The 25,993-nt window shown below is 27.5% G+C and carries 27 protein-coding genes; 2 read left to right on the top strand and 25 right to left on the bottom strand.

Features of this window, described 5'->3' with window-relative positions:
* Positions 1–121 precede the first annotated feature (121 nt).
* Positions 122–745, bottom strand: coding sequence for a chloramphenicol acetyltransferase (locus BN899_RS04845; protein WP_042273381.1), 624 nt, complete (start codon positions 743–745; stop codon positions 122–124).
* Between the two features lie 184 nt (positions 746–929).
* Positions 930–1,226 (bottom strand): YciI family protein, encoded by a 297-nt coding sequence (locus tag BN899_RS04840; RefSeq protein WP_042273380.1) that lies wholly within the window; start codon positions 1,224–1,226, stop codon positions 930–932.
* Between the two features lie 329 nt (positions 1,227–1,555).
* Between BN899_RS04840 and BN899_RS04835 the strand changes: the two genes are divergently transcribed.
* Positions 1,556–1,903, top strand: a complete 348-nt coding sequence (locus BN899_RS04835; RefSeq protein WP_042273379.1) for a hypothetical protein — start codon at positions 1,556–1,558, stop codon at positions 1,901–1,903.
* A 212-nt stretch (positions 1,904–2,115) separates the two neighbouring features.
* On the opposite strand, the gene BN899_RS04830 is transcribed toward BN899_RS04835, so the two are convergent.
* The 5 genes from BN899_RS04830 to BN899_RS04810 form a co-directional block, all read right to left on the bottom strand.
* On the bottom strand, positions 2,116–2,532 hold the full coding sequence (locus tag BN899_RS04830; RefSeq protein WP_042273378.1) for a bleomycin resistance protein: 417 nt from the start codon (positions 2,530–2,532) through the stop codon (positions 2,116–2,118).
* A gap of 266 nt (positions 2,533–2,798) precedes the next feature.
* Positions 2,799–3,542, bottom strand: a complete 744-nt coding sequence (locus BN899_RS04825; RefSeq protein ID WP_042273377.1) for an ABC transporter permease — start codon at positions 3,540–3,542, stop codon at positions 2,799–2,801.
* Positions 3,542–4,198, bottom strand: a complete 657-nt coding sequence (locus BN899_RS04820; RefSeq protein ID WP_042273375.1) for an ABC transporter ATP-binding protein — start codon at positions 4,196–4,198, stop codon at positions 3,542–3,544. The genes BN899_RS04825 and BN899_RS04820 overlap by 1 nt, the downstream gene beginning before the upstream one ends.
* 135 nt (positions 4,199–4,333) lie before the next feature.
* On the bottom strand, positions 4,334–4,645 hold the full coding sequence (locus BN899_RS04815; RefSeq protein WP_081712166.1) for a PadR family transcriptional regulator: 312 nt from the start codon (positions 4,643–4,645) through the stop codon (positions 4,334–4,336).
* Between the two features lie 37 nt (positions 4,646–4,682).
* The gene (locus tag BN899_RS04810) at positions 4,683–5,351 is read right to left on the bottom strand and encodes a metal-dependent hydrolase (RefSeq protein ID WP_042273374.1); all 669 of its coding nucleotides are present in this window, start codon (positions 5,349–5,351) and stop codon (positions 4,683–4,685) included.
* Positions 5,352–5,577: 226 nt separating this feature from the next.
* Between BN899_RS04810 and BN899_RS04805 the strand changes: the two genes are divergently transcribed.
* A complete protein-coding gene (locus BN899_RS04805) occupies positions 5,578–6,192 on the top strand; it encodes a peptidylprolyl isomerase (protein ID WP_042273373.1) in 615 nt (204 codons plus the stop codon).
* Positions 6,193–6,240: 48 nt separating this feature from the next.
* On the opposite strand, the gene BN899_RS04800 is transcribed toward BN899_RS04805, so the two are convergent.
* The 18 genes from BN899_RS04800 to BN899_RS18545 form a co-directional block, all read right to left on the bottom strand.
* Positions 6,241–7,983, bottom strand: a complete 1,743-nt coding sequence (locus tag BN899_RS04800; RefSeq protein WP_042273372.1) for a methyl-accepting chemotaxis protein — start codon at positions 7,981–7,983, stop codon at positions 6,241–6,243.
* Between the two features lie 132 nt (positions 7,984–8,115).
* Positions 8,116–9,078, bottom strand: a complete 963-nt coding sequence (locus BN899_RS04795; protein WP_052356620.1) for a hypothetical protein — start codon at positions 9,076–9,078, stop codon at positions 8,116–8,118.
* A gap of 73 nt (positions 9,079–9,151) precedes the next feature.
* Positions 9,152–10,624 carry a protein adenylyltransferase SelO gene (locus tag BN899_RS04790; protein ID WP_042273371.1) on the bottom strand — a complete coding sequence of 491 codons (1,473 nt, stop codon included), beginning with the start codon at positions 10,622–10,624 and terminating at the stop codon, positions 9,152–9,154.
* A 168-nt stretch (positions 10,625–10,792) separates the two neighbouring features.
* Positions 10,793–12,679 carry a M20/M25/M40 family metallo-hydrolase gene (locus tag BN899_RS04785; RefSeq protein WP_052356619.1) on the bottom strand — a complete coding sequence of 629 codons (1,887 nt, stop codon included), beginning with the start codon at positions 12,677–12,679 and terminating at the stop codon, positions 10,793–10,795.
* A 219-nt stretch (positions 12,680–12,898) separates the two neighbouring features.
* The gene (locus BN899_RS04780; RefSeq protein WP_042273370.1) at positions 12,899–13,573 is read right to left on the bottom strand and encodes a response regulator; all 675 of its coding nucleotides are present in this window, start codon (positions 13,571–13,573) and stop codon (positions 12,899–12,901) included.
* Positions 13,566–13,904, bottom strand: a complete 339-nt coding sequence (locus BN899_RS19590) for a sensor histidine kinase (protein WP_242824078.1) — start codon at positions 13,902–13,904, stop codon at positions 13,566–13,568. Before BN899_RS19590 ends, BN899_RS04780 begins: the two co-directional genes overlap by 8 nt.
* Positions 13,905–14,014: 110 nt before the next feature.
* Positions 14,015–15,169 carry a Spo0B domain-containing protein gene (locus BN899_RS04775; protein ID WP_242824077.1) on the bottom strand — a complete coding sequence of 385 codons (1,155 nt, stop codon included), beginning with the start codon at positions 15,167–15,169 and terminating at the stop codon, positions 14,015–14,017.
* Between the two features lie 194 nt (positions 15,170–15,363).
* Positions 15,364–16,335, bottom strand: a complete 972-nt coding sequence (locus BN899_RS04770; RefSeq protein WP_042273369.1) for a 2-keto-3-deoxygluconate permease — start codon at positions 16,333–16,335, stop codon at positions 15,364–15,366.
* Positions 16,336–16,359: 24 nt separating this feature from the next.
* Positions 16,360–17,532: an NAD(P)-dependent malic enzyme gene (locus BN899_RS04765; protein WP_042273368.1), complete on the bottom strand. Its 1,173-nt coding sequence runs from the start codon at positions 17,530–17,532 to the stop codon at positions 16,360–16,362.
* Positions 17,533–17,769: 237 nt separating this feature from the next.
* Entirely contained in the window at positions 17,770–19,338 is a 1,569-nt protein-coding gene (abc-f, locus tag BN899_RS04760) for a ribosomal protection-like ABC-F family protein (RefSeq protein ID WP_330362448.1), read from the bottom strand.
* 461 nt (positions 19,339–19,799) lie between these two features.
* Positions 19,800–20,729 (bottom strand): chemotaxis protein, encoded by a 930-nt coding sequence (locus BN899_RS04755; protein WP_042273367.1) that lies wholly within the window; start codon positions 20,727–20,729, stop codon positions 19,800–19,802.
* Positions 20,730–20,837: 108 nt separating this feature from the next.
* Entirely contained in the window at positions 20,838–22,028 is a 1,191-nt protein-coding gene (locus tag BN899_RS04750; protein WP_042273366.1) for a V-type ATP synthase subunit I domain-containing protein, read from the bottom strand.
* Between the two features lie 152 nt (positions 22,029–22,180).
* Complete coding sequence (locus tag BN899_RS04745; RefSeq protein WP_042273365.1) at positions 22,181–23,032, bottom strand: 4Fe-4S binding protein; 852 nt, start codon at positions 23,030–23,032, stop codon at positions 22,181–22,183.
* Positions 23,025–23,162 carry a CD1871A family CXXC motif-containing protein gene (locus BN899_RS19260; protein ID WP_173399932.1) on the bottom strand — a complete coding sequence of 46 codons (138 nt, stop codon included), beginning with the start codon at positions 23,160–23,162 and terminating at the stop codon, positions 23,025–23,027. Before BN899_RS19260 ends, BN899_RS04745 begins: the two co-directional genes overlap by 8 nt.
* Positions 23,163–23,189: 27 nt before the next feature.
* Positions 23,190–24,290 carry a TlpA family protein disulfide reductase gene (locus BN899_RS04740; protein WP_052356616.1) on the bottom strand — a complete coding sequence of 367 codons (1,101 nt, stop codon included), beginning with the start codon at positions 24,288–24,290 and terminating at the stop codon, positions 23,190–23,192.
* A 255-nt stretch (positions 24,291–24,545) separates the two neighbouring features.
* On the bottom strand, positions 24,546–24,986 hold the full coding sequence (locus BN899_RS04735; RefSeq protein WP_042273364.1) for a DUF134 domain-containing protein: 441 nt from the start codon (positions 24,984–24,986) through the stop codon (positions 24,546–24,548).
* A gap of 217 nt (positions 24,987–25,203) precedes the next feature.
* A complete protein-coding gene (locus BN899_RS04730; RefSeq protein ID WP_334291362.1) occupies positions 25,204–25,491 on the bottom strand; it encodes a NifB/NifX family molybdenum-iron cluster-binding protein in 288 nt (95 codons plus the stop codon).
* 332 nt (positions 25,492–25,823) lie between these two features.
* The gene (locus BN899_RS18545) at positions 25,824–25,985 is read right to left on the bottom strand and encodes a FeoB-associated Cys-rich membrane protein (protein WP_081712164.1); all 162 of its coding nucleotides are present in this window, start codon (positions 25,983–25,985) and stop codon (positions 25,824–25,826) included.
* Positions 25,986–25,993: the final 8 nt, after the last annotated feature.

The raw sequence follows: 25,993 nt of genomic DNA, 5'->3' as shown, positions 1-25,993 counted from the left end.
TTTAATTATAATCATTACGCATTTTATCATATTAACTGTATATATCATATTTAAATTTACCCATAATAAATATCCATGATAAGATATATTTTATTAAACATGTTTAATCCTTCTTTTATTTTTATAATTCATTAAGAAATTGTTGCAATCTTTCCATATACTTTCCAATATGAATACCGTCCAAAAGCATATGATTAACTTGTATAGAATATGGTAATAAGATCTTGTCATCCTGACTGAAGTATTTTCCAAAAGATATCCTTGGAATAGAATCGTCCTTATTCATTACAATCTCATTTGATATACTCGTGAAAGATATCCAAGGAATGCAAGAAAAATATATTAATTCATCTTGTTCAAAATCAGTTTCAGCAAAATACTCTATTTGGTTGATTGACATTTCTTTTGCATTATTTGAAAATTTAATAATACTATCTTCTAAGTCTAAAGTTACAATTTTAAATAAATCTTCACCAGGACTCATATCTGTAAAAGATGGGTGTAACTTATCATGAAGAATAATTTTTCCATCTCTTATTTTATAACGAAAATCTTCTATTTCATTCATTACATATGTAGAGGCATAAATCATGCTGTAGTAAAATGAAAGTTTATTTTCTTTCACAAATTTCAGAAAGTTAGTCACATCAACATTTGAACATATATTAAATTGTGGATTATCTACTTTCTCAAAAAAACTATAATGATTTTTTCTCTTCCAAGTATCAAAGTTAATATACTGCATATTTACCTCCTAAATAGCTTATAAGTATTATTATAAAATAACTTAATAGTCTACACAATAAGATATAATAGTTTTAATGTTTACACTAAAACAGATATTTTTTGAACACTAAAATAGAGCAATAATTTTTTATTATTACTCTTTTAGCTCTCAATCTATTAAAATATATATTATTTTTTATAAATTACTTATTAAACCATTCACTAGGTGATTGATTAAAGTAATGAGGTTCAAACTCTATAAGTTCATAATCTTGTATCCCATATCTTTTTAAAGGTTCATCTGATAGATAATCTTTTACTGTTTCAATAGACTCTGCTTTCATAACAAATAGTCCACCGCTCATATCTTGTTTAAGTCCAGACATTAATATTAATCCCTTATCCATTGCTTTTTGAGAATAAGCCATGTGCTCCTTCATAATATCTTCATCCATTTTATCTGGATTTTTTATTATACCTTCAACGATAAAATACTTCATTTTTTGTTATCCTCCTAAACTAGGTGCTATAAATATATAAAACTAATATTTTTTATTACTAGCTTTAACTTAATTAAAATAATAAATACCCTTACTATCATTCACTAAACAATAAGTAACGTTTAGTTGCGTATCCCATATTACTTAAAACATGTTCACTAAAACAGATGTTTTTTTGAACAAGATAAACAAGTGTCATTACTGCTAAATTATGACACTTGTATTTGCTAAAAATTTATATTACAACTCAAATATATCAGTTATAATATATTTAAGTTATTTGCGATAACTTAACAGTATATCTTAATGACGTTAGGGAGGTAACTAATTTGAGGAAGTATGCTATTTTAAAAGATCCAGTAAATGATATAAAAAAGGTATTGTTATATGAATCAACAGATGGAGTAGACCTGTTTATGTATGATACGACTAATGATATTCCCTGCTTTACAGATTACAATTTTGATACTTTAGAAGAAGTATTACAAATATGCTTTGAAGAATATAATATTAAACATTCTGATTGGATTAACATCAATGAACCAATGAAAGATTGTCAACATGATATTATTTCACCTATAAGGGTTAAAGGAAGAAATTTAGGGATTCCACAATGGGGAAAATTTGAAAAACTCGTAAATGATGAATGGATTGAATTTAAATTCAATCACAAATAAGACATATTTTCCTTATATTGTTCAACATTAAGAGCAGAAATGCTCTTTCTATTTGTTCGGAAATGTGCTATAACTATTTATCGTATTTAAATTTATCCATAATAAATATCCATGATAAGATATGTTTTTTGAACACTAAAAAAGATTAATAATTTTGTATTATTACCCTCCTAATTAAGAAAATAATATAATTGTATCCCAATTTATTATGATTATTTACTTTCATTAATTTGTTTTACTGATTGAGAAAATCTTAATAAATAGCCATTTGGGTCTTGAACTAAAATTTCTTTTTCAACATAAACTATTTCATTACAATTATACATATTTTCGGCTACATCTCTAAATAAGTCTATATTATTAATTTTAAGTTTATTTATAATTGTATCTATATCAGTTGTATCAATTTGAAAGTTAATTCCTCTTCCAAATGGATATTCTAATTCACCTGTATTCCAATATCCATTTACTTCTTCAAGCATTATTTGTGCATCACCTAATGAGATAAAAGCAAACTTATCCGCTACTCGTTCATAGTCTAATTTAAATCCTAAAATATCTATATAAAATGCCTTTGATTCTCTAATATTTAATACAGATAACTCAGGTATTAAAGCATTGAATTTCATTTATATCCCCCCTGTACTTTATATTATTCTTATATAATTTACAAAATATAGGAATATATATTTTAAATTATAGCAGATTTTATATTTTCTTATATGTTTACTAAAACAAAAGAAATGGAATTAGAAAGTGGAGAGTATGCTGTTTATAAAATCAAACATACAATAGAAGATGTCCAAAAGCGTGGAATGAAATATTTATCGATTTGCATTTGTAACTTTCCACTCACAATCACTTAAATATTTATAATCGTTCATTACTACTCATCTTATACTAGTTGACATCTTTTATTATAAAAACTCTTATAGCTTAAATACGCTGATATTAAAATTGATATTGATGCTGATGATATTATCATAAATGTAACCATAATTTGAAACTTAACTGCCATTATAGGTGATACCCCTCCTAAAATTAGTCCTGTCATCATTCCAGGAAGAGAAACTATTCCTAGCATTTTTGCTGAATCTATAGTTGGTATTATTGCTATCTTAATACTTTCACTTAATATCTCTTTAGAAGATTCTTTTACCGATGCTCCTAAAGATAATTTAGTTTCTACCTCTGCTCTTCTTAATGAAAATGATGTATTTAAATTCCTATAACTTAATCCAACTGCTACCATAGAATTGCTTATTATCATTCCTGCTATTGGTATTACCTCACTAGAAGTAAATTTTATTACTCCTGAGAAAATTAAAACAGACATGGTTATTATTGAGCCAGTAAATATTGATATAAGAGATATTAAGAATACATTATTTATATTTTCACCTCTTTTAACAGTATTTAATGATGCATTAATAGACATAACAAATATTAAAACTATTATTACTATCTTATTATCTAGTTTAAAAATTGTATCTAGTATATATCCAACAATAACCAACTGAATTATTGCTCTTAATATACTTATTATTATTTCTTTTCCTAGCCCCAATTTTTCCCTATGAGATATTAATATAGGTATAGCTATCAAAGACGATGCCATAATTAAAGATATTGTACTCATTATATAATCTCCTCCACTTTAATAACTTCTCCTTGTGATATAAATATTCTTTTATTAAATATAGATTTGCTTTGTTCATCACTATGAGTTATCCAAAGTACTGTAACTCCACTTTCATTAAGTTCTTTTATATAGTTCTCAACAATAATTGTATTTTCCTTATCAAGTGATGCTGTTATTTCATCTAATAATAGAATCTCAGGTATATATAATAAATTTCTTATGATTGCTATTCTTTGTTTCTCTCCACCTGAAAGAGTCTTTATATCTTTTTGCAAATAACTTTTATCTAGATTTAATTTTTCTAGTAAATAATTTATTCTATTTATATCTACTTTCTCATTTCTTATCTTAAATGGAAATTCTAAATTATCATAAACATTATTTCCAAATAATATCGGTGTTTGAATACAGTAGCTAATAGACTTTCTTAACTCTATAGGGTTATAATTTGTATAACATTTTTCTTTATAATAAATACTCCCACTTGTTATAGGAATCAAATCTGCACATAACTTCAATAATGTACTCTTACCACTTCCCGATTGACCAACGATTGATATACAATCATCTTTTTTTATATCTATTGATATTCCTTTTATTATATCTAGTTTATCTACTTTGTAGTAAACATCTTTTACGCTAAGTATATTCATAACTTTTCTCCTTTACAATCTATCATTTTCATATTATCGAACTTCGATATCGCAATTCGATAATATCATTTTTTATAATTTATATCAATGATTTTTTGCTATAATACAGAAATAAGCTAAGTAAATTTACTTAGCTTATTTCATTGACATATCATTAAATATCTCTTTTAAATTGTTTTTTAATTCTTGTAAAAGCTTGTCCCCTTTGTTTGTTGTCTTATAATATTTTCTTATTCTTCCATTTACATTTATATCTTCTTTTTCTATTAACTCTTCTTCTACCATAGACTTCAATATTGGATATAATGTACCAGGGCTAACACTATAACCATGCTCTTTTAATTCTTCTATCATCCAAGATCCATAAAATGGCTCTACTTTTCCATGATGAAGTATATGAATATATATTAATCCATTAAATATTTTTCTTGTAATTTGTTCTTTCAAATAATATCTCCTTTCCATACTATTTGTAATCATACTATTATATCTCTATGCTATCTCCAAAATCAACTATTACGACCTTAGAATCAGTATCTTTCTCAACATCTTCCTTAAATTTCTGTGGTGACTGAGATATAGGTTCCCAAGTATTATAATGTATCGGCACAACTACTTTTGGATTTAACATTTTCACCGCTTCAACTGCTTCTTTAGGTCCCATAGTAAAGTTATCTCCTATTGGTAAAAGTGCATAATCAATCTCATTCATTTTACCTATAAGTTGCATATCTAAAAATAGAGCTGTATCCCCTGCAAAGTATATAGTTTTTCCATAAAATTTTATTACAAATCCACAAGCACATCCACCTTCTATTCCTGCACTATGTATTGCTTGGGTAACTTTAACAGAACCAAATTCAAAATCAAACTTTCCACCTATATTCATTCCATGATCTTTGCATCCATGTTCTGAAACCATATTTGCTATTTCTGCAGTACTTATAATTGTAGCATTAGTTCTCTTTGCTATATCTATAGCGTCACCTATATGGTCAAAATGTGCGTGAGATACTAATATGTAATCACAATCTATTTCCTTTGGGTTAACTTTATTTACTGGATTATTTGTAAAAAATGGGTCTATTAAAACCGTCATATTATCCTTAGTTAAAGATATATTTGCGTGTCCATTGTATTTTAATTTAATCATAAATTTTCTCTCCTTAATTTATTCTTATATCTAATTATTTTATCATACTATTTAGTTATTTTTACCATATTTCAGACTATAAATTCAAATATAATAGTCCAATATATAAATCAATAATTGTACTTTAATACCTTATATATTATTTTAAAATAAAACTAAATTAATAAATATTTATACTTATATGTGATATAATGAACCCATAAATTAACAAAGGATGGTAATAAAAATGACTGAAAAAACTAAAAAAGGATTTTTCTCAAACTTTTTATCAAAACTAACAGGTTCAAGTGAAAATATTGTAGATGAAGTTAGAACTCCACCAGAAGAGTTACCTATAGCTACTATAGTATTTAAAGATTTTGGAACTGTTGAAGCTGAGCTTTATCCTCATATAGCTCCAAATACAGTAAATAACTTTATAGATTTAGCAAATAGCAATTTCTATAATGGACTAACTTTCCATAGAATTATAAAGAATTTTATGATTCAAGGTGGGGACCCAAATGGAACTGGTACAGGTGGACCTGGTTATACTATAAAAGGAGAGTTTACTAAGAATAAGTTTAGAAATGACTTATCTCATACTGATGGTGTATTATCTATGGCTAGAAGTCAAAATAAAAATAGTGCTGGTAGCCAATTTTTTATAGTAACTAAAAATACGCCTCATTTAAATGGAAACTATGCTACTTTTGGTAAGGTTATAAGTGGTATGGATATTGTTCATAATATTGAAAATGTAAAAACAGGTGCTATGGATAAACCTGTTGAAGATGTAATTATTGAATCTATAAGTGTTGATACTAAAGGAATTGAATATAAACCAGTAATTAAAATGTAATAAAAAAGACATATACAAAATCATTTGTATATGTCTTTTATTTATATATTAATATTCATTAGTAGCAAAATAATCATTTTCATCACTATTGAAATTTATATTTTTTCTAGACTTTTTACCATCTTTTAATTCAAAGTTTTCAATAAGTGATTTTAACATTTGTGCTTGTCCACTTAATTCTTCACTAGCAGCTGCACTTTCTTCTGATGTCGCAGAGTTAGTTTGAATTACTTCTGAAATCTGTTCTACTCCTAATGTAACTTGAGTAATTGCACTAGCTTGTTCTTCAGATGCCTTAGCTATATCCTCAACTAATACAGTAGTTCCATTAGTTGTATTTATTATCTTTTGAAGTGACTGTGCTGTACTATCTACTATTTCAGTACCTTTATTAACTGCTCCTATTGAATTTTCTATAAGTGTAGCTGTATTTTTAGCAGCTTCTGCTGATTTAGCAGCAAGGTTTCTTACCTCATCAGCAACAACAGCAAATCCTTTACCCGCTTCCCCAGCACGTGCAGCCTCTACAGCAGCATTTAATGCTAATATATTTGTTTGGAATGCTATATCATCTATTGTTTTTATAATTCTTCCGATTTCATTAGATGCAAATGAAATTTCTTCCATTGCTTTAACCATTTGTCCCATTTGTTCATTTCCATCTTTAACTTGGCGAGCTGAACTTACTGTTAAATTATTAGCTTTTTTAGCATTTTCTGCAGTATCTTTTATTTTATCAGATATTTCTATAATAGTTGCAGATAATTCTTGTATTGCACTTGCTTGTTCCGTAGCACCTTGTGATAACATTTGTGAACCACCTGCTACTTGCTCTGATGCAGCTCCTACTTCTTCTGCAGCTACATTTATTTGTGACATTGTTTCACTTAAATCATCAGTTATTTTATTTATTGATTTTTCGATTTCTTTAAATATTCCTATAAATTCTACTTCAGGTTCAATATCGAAATTACCTGATGCTACTTCTCTTAAACCACGAACTGTATCATCTATAATTTCTTTAGTTTTACTACTCATTTTACGCATACTGTCTGCTAAAGAACCTAATTCGTCTTTTGATTCATAATCAATAGTGATATCATAATCACCTTCAGCCATTTTATTTGCAGCTATTTCTATTTCTTCAATTGGATTTTTTAAGCTCTTTGTAATATATACACATATAGCTATTCCAGCTACTATAGTAAATAAACTAATAGTTATTGAAACAATAGTTGCTTTTGATACTGTATCTTGTATTCCTTTATCAAATTTAATTGCATCTTTTTCTGCATGTTCATTAAGAGTTTTCGCATATTCTATGCACTTATCGTATATTCCACGATATACAGTATTCTCTCCTACCATTTCTAGTGTACCTTTGTAATTACCACTTTCTGCAAGTGCAAAAGCTTTGTCATATTCTTGCTTTAGCTTTCCTACTTCGTTTTCAAGATCATTAATTAATTTTTCCTCTGTATCAGAAGCATTTTTAATTAATTCAATACTTTTAGCTATATTTTCAAAGTCAGCTTCAAGTATAGGTTTATACTTAACATGATCTTCTCTAAGTATTGTATAAGCAAGGTCTCTACCAACAGCAACTAAACTTCTACGAATGGTCATAGATTCAGTTGTTGATACATAAGGACCAGTAAATAGCTGTTGACTTAGTTTTTCTGATTGTTTTAATTTAGATATTGTATAAAAACTTGTACCTGCTGCAAGTATTAACAATATAATGAAAGATATTCTTAATTTTCTTCCTATTTTTAAATTTTTCATATCCATATAAATGTCTCCCTATAATTTGTAATTTTGCTAAATAAATAGCCTTTTTGTTTACTTATATACGGATAAAAATATGTATACTTTATACATAAAATAAAAAAACCAGCAAAACTGCTGGCTTTATAATGGATTTCATCTTTTCAGACATTTTTCAGGATTAATATATACTTGTTCCCATTTACCTTGTTTATTCTTTTTATAATCAGAAATCTTTATATCAACACCATTAGTTAATTGATAAAAAAGTACATAGTACTCATTTAAGTTCTTATCTTTAAAATAAACTCTTTTTTCATATCCATCTTCAACTACCTTAACATCTCCATCTATTAAATGACACCAGTCGCCGTATTCAATTTGAACAAATGACTCAGCGTCATAAGACCATCCATGATAAGGAGCACAAAGATAATTTTCTGGAGTGTATTTCATATCAACAATCTTATAAACTCCATCTATATTTTTTAAATAAACATATCCATAATAATATGCAAAAAGTCCTTTTGGTTCATTACTACCTTGTATAACCTCAAGTTCAACAAAGTACTTTATAAGATCAGGTCTATTTTCATCTGGTCCTACTTGATTTGCTTTTATTAAATTAATGTGTAAAGTATTTTCAAAAGACTTTAGGTACTCATTATAAGAAACTCTCTTTTGATAAGAGTCTGATAAAAACTTATAAGCAATGGGGTACGGTGCTCTAGTATCTCCTAAACTTCCACATCCAGTTTTATTATCATCAAGTGGATTAGCAGCCTCTCTTAAAACACTAAAATAGTTTATTATAGTATCTTTGGGTGTTTTTAAAAGTTTATCAGGTATTTTATAATTAGTTGTATCTGTTCCATATATATCATAAAAAGTTTTTTCTCTTTTATCATTTAAAATAGGTAATTTAGATGGTCTAAAAAATCGCTCTAAACTATAATACTCATCTTCATTATCTACTAGTTTTTCTTTTGGAAGTTCAATTTCTTTTGTATACTTTCCACCAAATATTAATTTTTCTGTTTTATTCTCTTCACAACTACCTATTATAGTACTTCCTATAAAAAATATTGCAATAAGTGACACAACTTTTTCCTTGAACATAATTATAGTTGTCAAAGCATTATATTTGACAGTCTCCTTTCATTTTTATTTATTAAAAATATTATTTGTATTATTATGTTCCACAGAAAGTTCTATAAGGACAACTTGAAGGACTAGGTAACTTCGAATACTCTTCTTGGTCTTTTGAATGTTCATATGGTCTTGAAATAACATCAAGAAGTTTTCCCATAACATTAAAATCACCTTTATCAGCAGCATCTAAAGCTTCTTCAACCCTATGATTTCTTGGAATTACTGATGGATTAGATTCTTTCATTAATTGATGTACTTCTTCCTCTGACTGTGGTTGTCTTTTAAGTCTCTCAATCCATACATTATACCAATTTTCAAATTCTTCTTTAATAAACATACCTTTATCTTTATTTTTATTAAAAGTTAAAGATATAAAAGTATTAGTATAATCTTCATTATACTTTTCCATCATACTAAGTAAATCTTCAATTATAGCCTTATCTTGTGCTTCTTCATTAAATATTCCAAGTTTGTTTCTCATCTTAGATATCCAATTTGAATAATATAAACTAGAGAAATTTGATACAGCGTCTTGAGCTATTTTTATAGCCTCATCCTGATTTTCATTTAATAATGGTAATAAAGTTTCAGCAAATCTACATAAATTCCACTCCGCCATTATAGGCTGATTTTTATATGCATAACGCCCTCTAGTATCAATAGAACTAAATACAGTATCTGGATTATAAGTATCCATAAAAGCACAAGGACCATAATCAATAGTTTCTCCGCTAATAGTCATATTATCAGTGTTCATAACACCATGTATAAATCCTACACTTTGCCATTTTGAAACAAGACTAGCATGAGCTTTTATTACTTCCTTAAGTAAATTAATATATTTATTTTCATCATCTTCTACATATGAAAAATGTCTTTTTAATGAGTAATCAGCTAATTCCTTAACATCATCTACACTCCCAAAGTTTGCTGCATATTGGAATGTAGCAAATCTAATATGACTAGAAGCTACACGAGCTAATATTGCACCTTCTTTTTTACTGTCACGATAAACAGGTTCACCAGTTTTTACTACTGCCAAACTACGTGTAGTTGGAATGCCAAGACCATACATAGCTTCACTTATTATATACTCACGAAGCATTGGTCCAAGTGCTGCCTTTCCATCTCCTCCACGAGAATATGGAGTTCTCCCAGAACCTTTAAGTTGAATATCATATCTTTTACCATCAGGTGTTATTTGCTCCCCTATTAATAATGCTCTTCCATCTCCTAACATTGTAAAATGTCCAAACTGATGTCCAGCATAAGCTTGAGCAATAAAAGCACCTTCTTCTATAGTTTTGTTACCTGCAAGTATTGAAACACCATCATAGCTTTTAAGTTCATCACTATTTAATCCTAAAGATTTTGCTAAGGGATAATTTAGAATAACTAATTTTGGTGATGGTACAGGATTTAAATTGATTTCACTATAGAATGATTTTGGTAATTTAGTATAGCTATTATCTAAATTCCATCCCATTTCTATAACATCTTTTTTATTATTCATTTTTTCTCCTTATCTATTTTAAAATTTTTAATTACTTGTTTCTATTAAATTAATATACCCTTATTAATGATTTGAAATAAGTTTATTTTTATAATATTTTAAAATTATTTTACAGTAAAAAACACATTGATAAATTTATCAATGTGTTTTCTTTAAATATTAAATATATTAATTTTTAAACATATTAGCTATTTGGTTAAATGCATTTTCATTTCCATTTCCACCAACTTTAGTTACCTCTTTTGGATTTTTAGTTGATAATAATTTTTCTTGTTTAGCATCTAATTTCTCTCCTACTATAACTACTGGAGAGTTTTCTTTTTCAGCTAATACTCCAACTGCTAATGCATCTATTAAATCATCTTGCTTTTTAATTCCATCTTTTGCAACAAATATATTATTTAAATCTTTACTGTTATAGAAAGTTTCAAGAATAACTGCATTTGTTTCATTTCTATTTTCTCCACCTAATCTTTTTACATTAGGTAAGCTATTTGCTACATCATTTGAAATAGATTGTTCTTTTCCTATAACATAAGAAGTTTTTATATTTTTATTCTTTATAAAATCACTAAATACTTTTGTTCCTTCACTAGGTGAAGATAGTACTATTGCCATATTTTTATTTGCTGCAACTGGTGCTATTGAAACAGAATCAGATAATCCAGAAATTCCATTTACAACGGCTATTTCAGATACATCACCTAATTTTTTAGCTATCTCTAGTGAAGTTTCATATCTAGTGTTTCCACTTATTCTCTCTACATTAACATCCATAGATTTTAGTTGTGAAATTACTGATTCTGATACTACCTCACTTCCACCTATTATATAAATATTTTTAGCTTTTAATCTTGTTATTTCCTTTTTAGTTTCATCATTTAACTTATCTTTTTGTGTTAAAAGTACTGGAGCATTTTTATATTTTGCAAAAGGTGTTGCTGAAATAGCATCTGATATTGCGCTTGAATTTACAATCACTACATTTTCAGCATTTTCCCATCCTCTATTACTTATTTTTACTGCTGTTGAATATCTTGAATCTCCTACAATCTTACTTTCATTTATTGGAGGATTTAATTTTAATAACATTTCTGGTAAAAGAGTACAGTATTTTTTTATTGTGTTTTTACCATGGTCTTTCCACTCATTTTCTATAAAAGTTAAATCATCTCTTTCAGGAACATGCATTACTTCTCCAGATTCAGTTTCATAAGCTCCTGAGCTTCCTTCTTCTGGTTTTTTAGGGTCATCTGGTAATTCCCAGTTTGCAGCTTCAAAATATACATATGGTGTAAAATCTCTAAAGCTTGCATGGTCACTCCAGTTACCTGTTGTAGGTGATGGATAATCATAATTTAACTTTGTATCATTTAAATGAATATCTAAGTTTAACTTCTTAGCTATTTCCATAGTCTGATAAACTGGCCAAGCATTTTCTACCTTTTTAGTTTTTTCATTGTAATTACCACCATATATATAGCTATATGTTCCAGCTAACATAGAATCCATATTTACCATATAAACTATATTATCTTGTGTCATTGAATCTACATATGCCTTAGAGCCTTTAAGACCAACTTCTTCAGCTCCAAAGAATACAAACTTAATTGTATAAGGTGTTTTAACATCAATCATTCTTATAGCTGTTTCTAAGTTTACAACAGTACCAGAACCGTTATCATCTACGCCTGCTGTTGCAACACTATCGTAATGAGCTCCAACTACAACTTCTTTATTAGAATCACCTTGTTTTGTTACAATAATATTTTGACTTTTAACTTTTTCTCCCTTTTTTGTTTCAAACTCAAATGGCTGAACAGTAACTTTATATCCTGCTGATTCAAGTTTTTCTTTTATGTAATTGGCAGCTTTTAGTTCTTGTTCACTTCCTGCTTTTCTTTCACGAAGATTTTTATCAATATACTTTAAAGTGTCATATGCATATTCGCCATAGTTACCTACTTTTTCTTGAGCAAATACTGTCATTGTACTTGTGCATAAACTAATTGTCATTAAGAAAGCTACCATCATTGAAAATATTTTTTTCTTCATAATACCCCTCCATTTTGAACATTTAAAAATATAAAAGTAAAATTTATTTAAAGTTATTAAATACTTTAAATTTCTACAGTTATATATATGATTTCTACAATTCAAATTTATCCCCTTTATTTATTTCTACATTTTTCTATATCTAAGTGTTTATAAATAATATATTTTAGGTAATAAAAACCACGTTGAACATTAAGTCAACGTGGTCTTTAATTACTTTTATAATTTTCTAAATTTATGCTGTGGTCTTCCTACTTTTCCATACTCAACTAGCTTTTCTAGTTGACCTTCTTTTTCCATATATTCTAGGTATCTTCTAACTGTAACTCTAGCTACCTTTATTTTTTCTGAAAGTTCTTCAGATGTGAAATATTCCTTATCTCTTTTATTAATTTCTTCCCATATAGATTTATAAGTATATTTATTAAATCCTTTTGCAAGTCCTTCTGATTCTTGAGCTAAATTATTATTTGAAATTAATTTATCTAATGCACTTTGTTCAATTTCATCTCCTTTTTTAAACTCATAGTATCTTTCTTTAAACTGAATAAGTGCCTCTTTAAATCTCTCAAAATCAAATGGTTTTATTAAATAGTCTATAGCTCCATACCTAAATGCTTCTTGCACTCTTTCTATAGTCTTATCTGCAGTAATTAATATTACATCAACACCAATTTCTTCACTTCTTAGCCATTTTAAAAAGTCAATGCCATTTTCATTTGGTAAAAAAACGTCTAATAATATTAAATCAGGCTTTCTTATATTAATAAATTTCTTAGCTTCAGTAAGATTTCCTACCCCTTTATACAAATTAAAGCCTTCCACTCTTTTTAAAAACTTTGAATTTATTTCTCTTACCATTGGGTCATCTTCAACAATCATTACTTCAATCAAACTCTTCACTCCTTACCATAGGTATAGTAATACTCCAAGTAACACCTTTATCTACGTTAAGTTCAATTTTTCCATTGGCATTTTTTATTATTTCTTTTACAATATACATACCATGTCCTCTTTGACCTTCTTTAGTAGTAAAGCCTTGTTCATAAATTTTATCTATATATTCACTTTTAATTCCAGGACCATTGTCCTTAACTTTTATTTCAATATAATCATTTTGTTGTAGTATTTTTATGTAAATTTCTCCACTTCCATCATTACTAACTGCATCTAATGAATTTTCAATCAAGTTACCTACTATTGATATAATCTCATCAGGTTTCATATACTTTGGAAGCCTATTAATACTAGATTCTTCATCTATTTTAAAATTAACTCTGCTTTCTTCAGCCTTATTATACTTTGAAAATAATATTGCTGATAAAGATGGGTCCTTTATTTTTTATTTAATATAGAGCTTATTTCATTTCTAGTTTTAGCTACATAAGATATAAATTGTAGAGCTTCATCATATTCTTCAAGCTGTATTAAACCCGCAATAGTATGAAGTTTATTCATAAATTCGTGGTTTTGAGCTCTCAGTGACCATGCCATTTTTTTTACTCCTGTAAGTTCTTCTGCTAGTCTTGTAACTTCTGTTTTATCCCTAAATGTAGCAATAGCTCCTACAATTTTACCTCTATCATTTATAGGAATTCTATTAGTCATTATTACAGTATTATTTATTCTTTGTTCTTTATCAAATTCACTTTCTCCTGTTTCAATTACTGTAGTCAGATGGGTTGTTGGAAGGACATCTTCTATGTTCTTACCTATAATATCATTTTTATTAATCCTGTCTTCATAGTGTATTATATTTAGTGCTGAATCATTTATAAGTGTAACTTTTCCTTTATCATCAATTGCTATTAATCCTTCATAAATTGCATCTAAAATTCCCATTTTTTCATTATAAAGCCTTGTTATTTCTTCCGGTTCAAGTCCTAACAAAGTATTTTTTATATTTTTTGCTAACATAAATGCTCCTATTATACCTACTGTCAACCCACCCAAAGAAGTCAATATTATATATAATATTGCCATATGCTTAGTTTCTCCAATACTTTGTATAAGTGTACCTACACAAACAAAACCTATCTCTTTACTATTTTCATCATATATTGGAGCAAATGCTCTTAATGATTTTCCAAGTGTTCCAGTAGCCTTAGAAATATATGTATCTCCTTCTTTAACTACCCTAAATTCATCTCCACCAACAAATTTTTTGCCTATCATATTTGAATTAGGATGAGAATATCTGATTCCATCATTATCAACTACTATTATATACTCAATTTTTTCTAATGTTTTTAACTGCTTATCAATATATGATCCAATCTTTTTATTAGGATCTTTTATATTAAGTTCATCTATTATTTCTCTAGAATTTGCTACCATCTCAGCTACGTTCATAACATTAGTTTTAGCTGTGCTTTCAATATTTCTATTCATCCATGAGGCAACAAAAAAGGTTATTATAGATATGGAAATAAACACTACTATAATAATTAGTATCGTAAGCTTTGTTTGTAGCTTCATCTTTTTTTTCAAATTAATCACCTCAACCTTAGTATATTAAAATATAAATTTTACAATTAAAAAACACGGAATCATAAAAGACCATACATACAGATAAAAGTATTAATATAGGAATAGCTTCAATCCTATTATATAGTACTTCTTTCATTATTGTCTTTTATTTTTCCGTGTTTAATTTAATATCTATTAATTCACTTTATTTTTTATCATGCAGTGGTTTCATTATTCATTTTTTTCATTTTATTATTTCTAAGCACTTTAAATGCGTAAGAGACAATAAATGGACAAACAATGGCAGATACTACACATGCTGCTGCAACTTGTGCTGTTGCTGTTGCTGCTATAGTCGCTACTGTTGGATCTATTGATGCAACTGCTGCTGGAGTTGCTACAGCATTTCCTGCAGTTGATCCTGTTGCCAAACCAATTATAGGTTCTTCTTTAAATATTTTTAATAATACATAAGCACCTATTCCAGTTAAAGATGCTATTATTCCTAATAATATACCAGGTCCACCAGCTGTTACAATAGTTTCAAGATTCATTCCTGCCCCTAGTGGGAATGAGAAAAATGGTATTAATAATAACTTACTACTTCCAAGGAAAGCTCTCATATCAGAATCAAGATTACCTAAAATCATACCTATTACTATTGGAATCATTACTGCTACAAGTGACATCATAGGAATTTGAGCAAGTCCTGATGCACCTAATGCAACTAATGTAAAGAATGGTCCATCTTTTAAAGAAAGTAAAGCATAAGCACCTACATCAGTTTCATCACCATATTGTGAAGCAAGAGATGCATATAGCCCACCGTTACAATTTGTTAATGCAGCAAGAATTGCTAATGGTGATAAACCTAATACTCCAGCAGGTCCAAAGACTCTACCTACAAATATACCAATTCCAGCACCTACTACAAATTTTCCTACTATTAATAATGCACCTTTTTTTAATGCCTTTGGAGCTAATTTAAAATTGATTTGTGAACCAATTAAAAACATAAAACATGCTAAAATTGTTGATGATGCTTTTGGCCCAAATAATGCAGTTGTAAAACCACCAATTTTTAAAACTTCTGGGAAAAATGTATTAACTAATACCCCTAAAAAAAGTGGAACAACCATCATACCGCCTGGAATTTTATCAAGTGTTTTCTTAATTGGAATTTGCATATTAATTCCCTCCCATTTTTTATTTTATAATTTTGCTGCTCCACTTTCTATTGCCGCTTTTTTTATTGCTTCAGCTACATTATCTGCAACAGTTTTATCTAATGCATATGGAATTACATTATCTTCATTTAAATCTTCATCTTTTATCATAGAAGCTATAGCATAAGCTGCTGCTATTTTCATTTCTTCATTTATTTCTTTTGCTCTAACATCTAAAGCACCTCTAAATATTCCTGGGAAAGCTAACACATTATTAACTTGGTTTGGAAAATCTGAACGCCCTGTTCCTACTACTCTTGCTCCAGCTGCTTTAGCTTCATCAGGCATAATTTCTGGAGTTGGATTTGCCATTGCAAAGAATATTGAATCTTTATTCATTGCTTTTACCATATCCTTAGTCACAATCCCTGGAGCAGATACTCCTATAAATACGTCAGCATCTACTAATGCATCAGCTAAAGTACCTTGAATATTATCTGGATTGGTAATCTTAGCTAGTTCTTTTTTAGCACTATCAACGTTTTCAATTCCTCTATAAAGAATACCTACTTTATCACAAACAATTAAGTTTTTAACTCCAGAAGATAATAATAGTTTTGTTATTGCAGTTCCTGCTGCTCCAGGACCATTTACTACTACTTTAATATCTTCCATTTTCTTTTCAACAACTTTTAAAGCATTTATAAGGCCTGCTAAAACAACTATTGCAGTCCCATGTTGGTCATCGTGAAATACAGGTATATCAAGTTCTTTCTTTAATCTTTCTTCAATTTCAAAGCATCTAGGAGCTCCTATGTCTTCTAAATTAATTCCTCCAAATCCAGGAGCTATAAGCTTAACAGTTTTTACTATTTCATCTACATCATTTGTATCTAGACATATTGGGAATGCATCTACTCCTGCGAATTCTTTAAATAGTATCGCTTTCCCTTCCATTACAGGAAGTCCAGCCTTTGGTCCTATATTTCCTAATCCAAGAACTGCTGAACCATCTGTTACAACTGCAACTAAATTTCCTTTAGAAGTATATTTGTATACGTTTTCCTCATTTTCATGAATTTTTCTACAAGGCTCTGCAACACCTGGTGTATAAGCTAAACTTAAGTCATCTCTTGTTTCAACTTTTATCTTACTTATTACTTCAATCTTCCCAACTTTTTCCTCATGTAACTTTAAGCTTTCTTCAAAATAATTCATTAATTTCACCCTTCCTCTTTGATAATTATTTACTATAGTTAGATAATATCAGCAAACTAAATACATTAAAATATTATGGAAATTTAAAATAAGTTTTGGTCATAAAGAATACTTTGATATTTTATTAACACCAACTATAAAAGTTTTGTAAGTAAGTATTTTACAGTATTTTATAGATATTAATAATAAAAAACCGTATTGATTTTTTACAATACGGTTTTATTTTCTATTACTTATTTAAAGTTTTATTGTTTTTGTAGCTATTTTTTCTCCAAAATAATTATCATGTTCTACAAATAGCATTGTAGGTTTTTCGCTAAGTATAAGTTCTTCTATTTGTATTCTTGATATAACATCTATAAAATTAAGTGGTTCATCCCAAATATAAAGGCTAGCTTTTTCGCATAAGCTTTTAGCTATAAGTAATTTCTTCTTTTGCCCTTCACTCCACTCTTTTATATCTTTTTCAAATTGAATATTTTCAAATCCAAGTTTGTGAAGTGTACTTTTTAAATGTTGGCTATTTAATTTTTCTTCTTTAATAAAATCATCTAATCTACCCTTTAAAAAAGATGTTTCTTGGGAAATATATGATATTTTATCTGTCTTTTTAATATATCCAGTATAAGAAATATCTTCACCTATTAATAATTTTATTATGCTAGACTTTCCACATCCATTTTTACCTTTAAGCCAAACTCTTTCTCCTTGTTTTATATTGAAACTTAAAGAATCTAAAATTACTTTTTCATCATAATTTATCTTAAGACTTTTAATTTCTAATACATCATCTTCACTTTTTAAGGTTGAAAAATCTAGTTTATCAGCTATATCTAAGTTCTTTAAAAGCTTAGATTTTTCTTCAATTGCTTTGTTTTGTCTAGCTTCAATACACTTAGCACGCTTCATCATTTTAGCTGCTTTATGTCCAATAAATCCTCTATCACATGGACCATTTCCTGTCTTAGTAGCTTCTAGTTTATTAGACCATGATGATTTCTGTTTTGCAGTTTCACTAAGTCTTTTAATATCTTTTTGTAATTTTTCATTTTCATTTTTTTCAAATTCATCTTGTCTATCTTTATTAAGCTGCCATGTTGAAAAATTTCCCTTTTGAATTTCTATATTAGATTTATTAATAGAAAGTACATGGTCAATAATATTATCTAAAAAAGTTCTATCATGGGATACAATTATAAACCCTTTTTTACTAGATAAATACTTTGCTACAATTTCTCTTCCTTCACTATCTAAGTGATTTGTAGGCTCATCAATTAAAAGGAAATGATTTTTCCTTAAAAATAAACTTACTAAAAGTAATTTGGTTTGTTCTCCACTACTTAAAGTTTCAAAATTTCTTTTAAGAATATCTGCTTCTAATCCAATTTTTCGTACTTCTTTTTCTATTATTTCATTAATTGTATAACCATCATTATCTATAAATTTTTCTAAAACTTCTCCATACATATCAATTTTTTCAGGAATTTTAATATATTCATCCATTTGTTTTTCCCAAATACTAAAAGGTGCAATACTTTGTCTTACAACTTCTAAAGCTGTCTGGTTTTTATCTTCAACTTTAATAGGAAAATATTCAAATTTTACTGTACTTGAAATATGTCCCCTATATTCATATTCTCCCATAAGAAGTTTTAAAAAAGTTGTTTTTCCTCTTCCATTACGGCCAATTAGTCCTAATTTCCAATTTGTATCTATTAAAAATGATACATCTTTAAATATATCTTCACCGTGGGTATCATATTGAAAGCTTAAGTTATTTATATTAATCTGTGCTATAATAATCATCTCCTATCATAAGGAAGTTTTAGGCATAAAAAAACTCCCTTAAATTTAAGTAATTGTTAACTACTTTAATATTAAGAAAGATATGATTATAAGTATTCAAAAACACTGAAATAAAGCTATATTTAGCTATTTCCACGTGGTGATATCTATAACATGTAATCCTATTCTTAATCTAAAGTAGTTTTAGGTTCTATTAATAAAGCATGTAAAAAATGCTTTTTAAACCTATCTGAACTATCTTTAATTATTTTGAATAAGATTAACACTTCATTTTATCTAATCACCTCCACGTTATTATATTAATAGTACACTTATATAGTTCATATTTCAAGCATAAAAAAGTAAATAATTTAAATTTAAGTAATATATCTAACTAAAAAAGGTATTAACTTTTTAGTCAATACCTTTTATATAAGTCATTTTTTTATTTAATTACAATATCATTTGGTGTTATTGCTTTATTATACTGCCTCTGTTAATCTATCAATAATGCTAACAAGATTAGCTATTTCAGGCTTAGTTATTTGCTCATCTGCTCCAAGTGCTTTACCTTTAATATGTATTTCTTCACTTATTAAAGAAGAGAATAATATTAGTGGAATTTTTTTAAGAGCACTGTCTTCTTTAACAAGTTTTGTTAATCGATGTCCATCCATTAACGGCATTTCAATATCCGATACTATACATGAAACATGCTTTTCAATTGGATCACCTGAAGTTTTACATTCTTCTAAATAATCCCATGCTTCTTGACCATTATCTACTTTAACAGTATTTTTATATCCTGCTTTATGTAAACACTCAACTATTAGTTTAGAAAGTAACATTGAATCTTCTACAATTAATATAGTTTTATCACTACTTTCACGTTCACCTAATTTTTCTATAGATTCAAATTGAATACTAGATTCAGGACTAATTTCTGCAACTATTTTTTCAAAATCTAAAATAGTTATAAGTCTATCTTTATATTGTGCAATACCTGTTGCAACACCTTCATCTCCACCATAAATAACTCTATCTGGTTTATTTATTTCCTCCCAAGAAACTCTGTTAATACCAACAACTGAATCAACATGGAAAGCAACATTTAACTTATTAAAGTAAGTAACTATAAATATGTCCTTACTTGAATCATCAGATTTAGGAATATTTAAATATTTTCCCAAATCTATTACAGTGATAATTTCATCTCTTGATCTAAATACACCTTCCACAACATCATGTGCATTTGGCATTTGCTTTACCTCTTGAACCATCATAATCTCACGAACTTTTGCTACATTTATACCAAATAATTCTCCTGAAATAGTGAACTCCATAATTTCAAGTTCATTAGTTCCTGATTCTAAAAGTATTTTTGTCTGACTTGTATTTTCTGAAAAACTCATAAACGGCCTCCTATATTATAAACTTCTATATTATAAATTTTATAACTATCAAAATATTATTACTTATGCTTATATACGGACGCTCTTAATAAATCTAGAGTATTTCTATTAAATAATATATAAAAAAGCTATTATTACTACTATAAAAATTAATACACCAGTCAAATTTCCTAATGAATATTCTAAATTTGCAAATATATATGGATTTATATTAAAAATTGATTCTTTATCTTTTTCATTATCTTTTTTTATTTTTTCTATAGATAGCATCTTAATTTTAAATTGAAATTCTGAAATTAATCCTTTTTTAGCCATAACCTCTATATCACTAATTTCCTTAGATAATAATTGATTTTTTTCTTCATCTGTTTTTAAGTTTTTTAGTTGTCCTTTTAAGTCTTTAGTCTCTTTTAGTGATTTTTCTGCTAATTCTTTTATCTCAGGATATTTCTCATTTATAAATTGCTGTTCTTTTGTAGTTAATTTTTCTCCTTTAACTATCTTTACAGCTATTAATTCTGCTTTTTTATTTTCTAATTTGCTTGTCTTTATAAACTTCTCAACTTCTTCTAATGATGAAAGTTTAATTTTAACTTGAGTTTCTGATAATACTCCTTTTTTAGCCATAGTTTTTATATCACTAATTGCCTTAGATAAAACTTCGGTTCTTTCTTCATCTGTTTTAAAGTTTTTTAGTTGCTCTTTTAAACCTTTACTTTCTTTTAATGATTGTTCTACTAGTTGTTTTATATCAGGGTATTTTTCATTTATAAATTGCTGTTCTTTTGTAGTTAGTTTTTCTCCTTTAACCATCTTTGTAGCTATTAGTTCTGCTTTTTTATTTTCTAATTTACTTGTCTTTAAAAACTTTTCAACTTCTTCTAGTGATGACATTTTAATTTTAACTTGAACTTCTGATAATAATCCTTTTTTAGCCATAGTTTTTAAATCACTAACTGCCTTAGATAAAATTTCAGTTCTTTCTTCATCTGTATTAAGATTTTTTAGTTGCTCTTTCAAATCTTTACTTTCTTTTAATGATTGTTCTGCTAATTGTTTCAAATCAGGATATTTCTCAGTTATAAAACCTTGTTCCTTTGAAGTCAGTCTTTCACCTTTAATCATTTTTATAGCTATTAATTCTGCATCTTTAATTTGTTCTTTGATTTTATTTAAAAAGTCACTATTTTCTATTTCATTAAAACTATTTTGCGTTTGTTTAGTTTCATTGTTAGGTTTTATAGTATCTGTGTTATATGGATTCATATTATATGAATTTTTATTTATATTATTAATCATCTTTTGTTATGCTCCTAATGTGCTATTTATTGTTTTATTTACTTTTATATTATACACTTAACAATATACCATATTTTTCCTATATCATTATATTTTTATAACTATAAAAGACTACATTGAATATCACTTCAACGTAGTCTTTATAATAATTATTATTTATTAGTGGCCTTATCTCTTATAATAAATCCTTTGTCAATTGCATTACTTGGACATGCCTTAACGCACTCACCACATCTTATACAATCTATATTATTAGGATTTTTATAAATTTCTATATTCATATGACATTTTCTAGAACAAGCCTTACATCCTGTGCATTTTTCTTCATCAACCTTATATTTATAAAAACTAAATTTATTAAATACTGAGTAAAATGCTCCCAATGGACAAAGATATCTACAAAACGGTCTATATACAAATATTGATAATACTACAATAAATATAAGTATAAATAGCTTCCAAGCATATAAAAATCCAATAGTTCTTCTTAAAGATTCATTTAGAAGTACTAAAGGTATACCTCCTTCTAATGTACCTGCTGGACATATAAATTCACAAAAATATGGTTTGGATATTCCGAATTCATTTGTTAAAAACATTGGCAGTATTATTACAAATAACAGTAAAATTAAATACTTTAGATATTTTAATTTATTATCTAGTTTTTTATTTACCTTTATCTTTTTTATCTTAATTTTATAAAGTAAATCCTGGAAAAATCCAAATGGACATAACCATCCACATATAAATCTACCAAATATCACTCCAAATAAAGTCATAATCCCAACTACATAATAAGAAAAGCTATATTTTATACTTCCAACAACAGCTTGCAATGACCCAATAGGACATGATCCTAATGAACCAGGACATGAATAACAGTTAAGCCCTGGTACACATAGTCTTTTAGTATCTCCTTTGTATATACCTTTTTCTATAAAACCTTTAAAATTAGCATTAGTTAGTATAGTAGCAATTAATTGTGTTAAATTTCTCTTATCCAATTCCTATACACTCCAAGCATATATTAACAGCCTTTTTAAAAACTGTTTTAACCTCACCTCTATATAACCCAGCTACTATAAAACAAATGCTAATAACTAATACAATATATCTTACTGATTTTTCTTTCATAGAAATTACCTTCTTCAATATACAAATTTATTTAATAGATTTTAACACTTCATCTATCTTAGCTTTATAATCATCCTTACTTGCTGATCCTACTAAAGCAGAGCCTACTATTTTACCATCTTTATCTACAAATATTGTAGTCGGAGTTCCTTTAACATTTTTACTTATCCATTCATATAAACCTTTATCTGGTATTACATTATCAAATTTAGCTCCTGTTTTATCTAGTATAGATTTAGCCAATAATTCATTTTCTTCATCTGGAGTATCTGATACAATTCCGATAACATTAACATTATTAGCTTTCACTTCTTTATATAATTCTTGAAGTTCTGGCATTTCATCTATACATGGCCCACAGTATGTTCCCCATATATTTATCATTGTAAGCTTATTATTTTTAAATATAGAACTATCTATATTTTTACCTTGTATAGTTTTTGATTTAAACTCTACAGTTCCGTTTAATGTTTGTTCTTCTGCCTTTTCAACAGTTTTATTAGGCTTTTCTTTTGCTGGGTCAACTATCTTTATACTTTCTTTAAATTCATTTATAGAAGATTCAATATTTTTTAATTCAGCTTTAGAAGCATCTGATAAATTACTGTCATCCACCTTATCGTTATATATAAAGTAGTATTCATAATTATTCATTTCACCTATTTTATCTTTTTTACTATACTTTGAATATTCTTCAGACTTTAATAAATCACTAGCTTTATTTTTGTCTAGTTTAGCTATATATCCTATGTTCTTCATCTTCTTCATATATTGATCCATTAATTTTCCTTCAGCTTCTTCATCTATTACCCCTTCATCTTCAACCTTTTTACTTTCTATTTTCTTAGTCATTTCAGATACTGATTTAAGGTCTTGGGAACTTATAAATTGAAATGCCATCTCATTTTCCTCAAATATAGTTTCTTGAATTCCCGCTTTCTCCCAAGTTTTAGGCATAATATATTTAACACCTAAATCTGATATATAAACTTCCTTAGGGTCTGACTTAGTATTACTTTGCGTTTGTTCTACATTTTTATTGTTTTCAGTTTTATTTCCTGTATTAGTGCAACCACCTAAAGCTAATGTTGCTATTAAAAAACCTGTAATTAAATATCTTCTTTTCATTTGTTCTCCCCCTATTTTTTATTTTCTACATCTCATATAATAATCCTTAAGTTTTAACTCTTGCTAACATAAATCTTAAATAATCCTTAAAATAGTTAATATATGTAAATAAACATTATAAAAAATTAATATGTAATATATTTAGTAAAGTTTTTATTTTTACATTGAAATGATTTATGTAAAAGCAATAAAAAGATATCACTATTGAATTATAGTAATACCTTTTTATTGCTTTTATATCTTATCTATATTGAATTATTTCTTTTTATCGCACCATTTTTTACAAATATCTGATTTTTTACTACAAAGTACATTCTCTGAACTACAAGAAGGGCACTTTTCTTTATCTTGTTCATAATTTATTTCATAAATATTTCTACAATCAAGGCACTTAAACTTACAGAATTTTGCTCTATAATTCCCTCCATTTATTTTTATAGCCTTCCCCTGAGTTAGGTCAATTGCTACTTTTTGCCTAGCAGCATCTATAATATTTTGAAAGGTTTGTCTAGATACCTTCATCTTCTTTGCACATTCCTCTTGATTAAGTCCTTCAATATCTTTAAGTCTCATTGCTTCAAGTTCTTCTAACTTTAAATTTATTTCCTCTATTTCACACTTTGGCTTTCCTATAGGAGCAAAGTATGTATCTTTTTGGAAAAAATCTACTGTTCTAACCTTTGTTGGTCTTGCCACCTTGATTCCTCCTTACACCTGGTACATAGTTCTATAAACATAATATATAAATTATACTATTACATCTAAAACATTTAAAATAAATATAAAATTGATTTTCAATTTATGTTTATTTCATTTACTATTTCCAGTTGTGTATATAACTTTAAAGTTATACATATAAAGTTATATATGTATTGTAGCAATTCCTCTATTATTTTATTAATATCTAAAAAACTTAGTCGTTACAATGACCTTCATGTGCATGTTCTTTGCAAACACTTCCTGTTGACTTTAATTTACCATCTATATCCATTTTTACAACATCATCACTAGGTCCTTTTGCTCCAACTACTACTTCTATATTGTTATTAGCAAATAATTGTTGTGCTTTATCTCCCATACCACCAGAAATTATAACATTTGTATTTAATTCTTTTAAAAATACTGGTAAATATCCTGGTCTATAGCCTGGATTTTCTATAAATTCATTTTTTAATATTTTATTTCCTTCTGTTTCATATATTTCAAATCCTTCACAGTGACCAAAATGACCACTTACATAATTTTTTCACTTGAAACTGCTATTTTCATTTTAACATCCCCCTTAAAATTTAATTTTTATTATTAGCATATGCTAATTAAATAGTAGCACCGTTGTTAATTATTTTTAAATGCCAATAATAAAATTCGCTTCGCTAATGTCGCCAACGACTGCGTCCGTTGCTCAAGTTTAGATATTGGGATTATAACTTATTCACAAATCAGATAATTTTAGCCACATGTTGGAGAATTACTTTATAATCTCTTAATATATAAAAAAGAACTGATTTCTTATCAGTTCTTTTTGTATTTTATCTATTTTTTCGACTTAACTCCACTGTTACAAGATCTTGATGAGCTACAACCCGAACAACCAGATCCACAAGAGCTCTCGCCTCTTTTAATCTTTTTTATTAAGTTTATTGCAGTAAATGCTAACCATCCTATAACAATAGCACCTATAATAAATGTTGCCATTTTAACAT

It is taken from the genome of Faecalimicrobium dakarense, from assembly GCF_000499525.1.
In the GTDB taxonomy this organism is placed as follows: Bacteria; Bacillota; Clostridia; order Peptostreptococcales; family Peptostreptococcaceae; genus Faecalimicrobium; species Faecalimicrobium dakarense.
The sequence above is the reverse complement of the archived record's forward strand: the minus strand, read 5'-3'. Positions and strand labels throughout refer to the sequence as shown.

Excerpts from the sequence above, each read along its gene's own strand:
- BN899_RS04790 (WP_042273371.1), bottom strand. The coding sequence starts at position 10,624 with ATGAATAATAAAAAAGATGTTATAGAAATGGGATGGAATTTAGATAAT.
- BN899_RS04765 (WP_042273368.1), bottom strand. The coding sequence starts at position 17,532 with ATGAATTATTTTGAAGAAAGCTTAAAGTTACATGAGGAAAAAGTTGGG.
- BN899_RS04825 (WP_042273377.1), bottom strand. The coding sequence starts at position 3,542 with ATGAGTACAATATCTTTAATTATGGCATCGTCTTTGATAGCTATACCT.
- BN899_RS04750 (WP_042273366.1), bottom strand. The coding sequence starts at position 22,028 with ATGATTAATAATATAAATAAAAATTCATATAATATGAATCCATATAAC.
- BN899_RS19590 (WP_242824078.1), bottom strand. The coding sequence starts at position 13,904 with ATGAAACCTGATGAGATTATATCAATAGTAGGTAACTTGATTGAAAAT.
- BN899_RS04740 (WP_052356616.1), bottom strand. The coding sequence starts at position 24,290 with ATGAAAAGAAGATATTTAATTACAGGTTTTTTAATAGCAACATTAGCT.
- BN899_RS04770 (WP_042273369.1), bottom strand. The coding sequence starts at position 16,335 with ATGCAAATTCCAATTAAGAAAACACTTGATAAAATTCCAGGCGGTATG.
- BN899_RS04840 (WP_042273380.1), bottom strand. The coding sequence starts at position 1,226 with ATGAAGTATTTTATCGTTGAAGGTATAATAAAAAATCCAGATAAAATG.
- BN899_RS04805 (WP_042273373.1), top strand. The coding sequence starts at position 5,578 with ATGACTGAAAAAACTAAAAAAGGATTTTTCTCAAACTTTTTATCAAAA.
- BN899_RS04845 (WP_042273381.1), bottom strand. The coding sequence starts at position 745 with ATGCAGTATATTAACTTTGATACTTGGAAGAGAAAAAATCATTATAGT.
- BN899_RS04785 (WP_052356619.1), bottom strand. The coding sequence starts at position 12,679 with ATGAAGAAAAAAATATTTTCAATGATGGTAGCTTTCTTAATGACAATT.
- BN899_RS04830 (WP_042273378.1), bottom strand. The coding sequence starts at position 2,532 with ATGAAATTCAATGCTTTAATACCTGAGTTATCTGTATTAAATATTAGA.
- BN899_RS04755 (WP_042273367.1), bottom strand. The coding sequence starts at position 20,729 with ATGAGTTTTTCAGAAAATACAAGTCAGACAAAAATACTTTTAGAATCA.
- abc-f (WP_330362448.1), bottom strand. The coding sequence starts at position 19,338 with ATGATTATTATAGCACAGATTAATATAAATAACTTAAGCTTTCAATAT.
- BN899_RS18545 (WP_081712164.1), bottom strand. The coding sequence starts at position 25,985 with ATGGCAACATTTATTATAGGTGCTATTGTTATAGGATGGTTAGCATTT.
- BN899_RS04800 (WP_042273372.1), bottom strand. The coding sequence starts at position 7,983 with ATGGATATGAAAAATTTAAAAATAGGAAGAAAATTAAGAATATCTTTC.
- BN899_RS19260 (WP_173399932.1), bottom strand. The coding sequence starts at position 23,162 with ATGAAAGAAAAATCAGTAAGATATATTGTATTAGTTATTAGCATTTGT.
- BN899_RS04810 (WP_042273374.1), bottom strand. The coding sequence starts at position 5,351 with ATGATTAAATTAAAATACAATGGACACGCAAATATATCTTTAACTAAG.
- BN899_RS04795 (WP_052356620.1), bottom strand. The coding sequence starts at position 9,078 with ATGTTCAAGGAAAAAGTTGTGTCACTTATTGCAATATTTTTTATAGGA.
- BN899_RS04820 (WP_042273375.1), bottom strand. The coding sequence starts at position 4,198 with ATGAATATACTTAGCGTAAAAGATGTTTACTACAAAGTAGATAAACTA.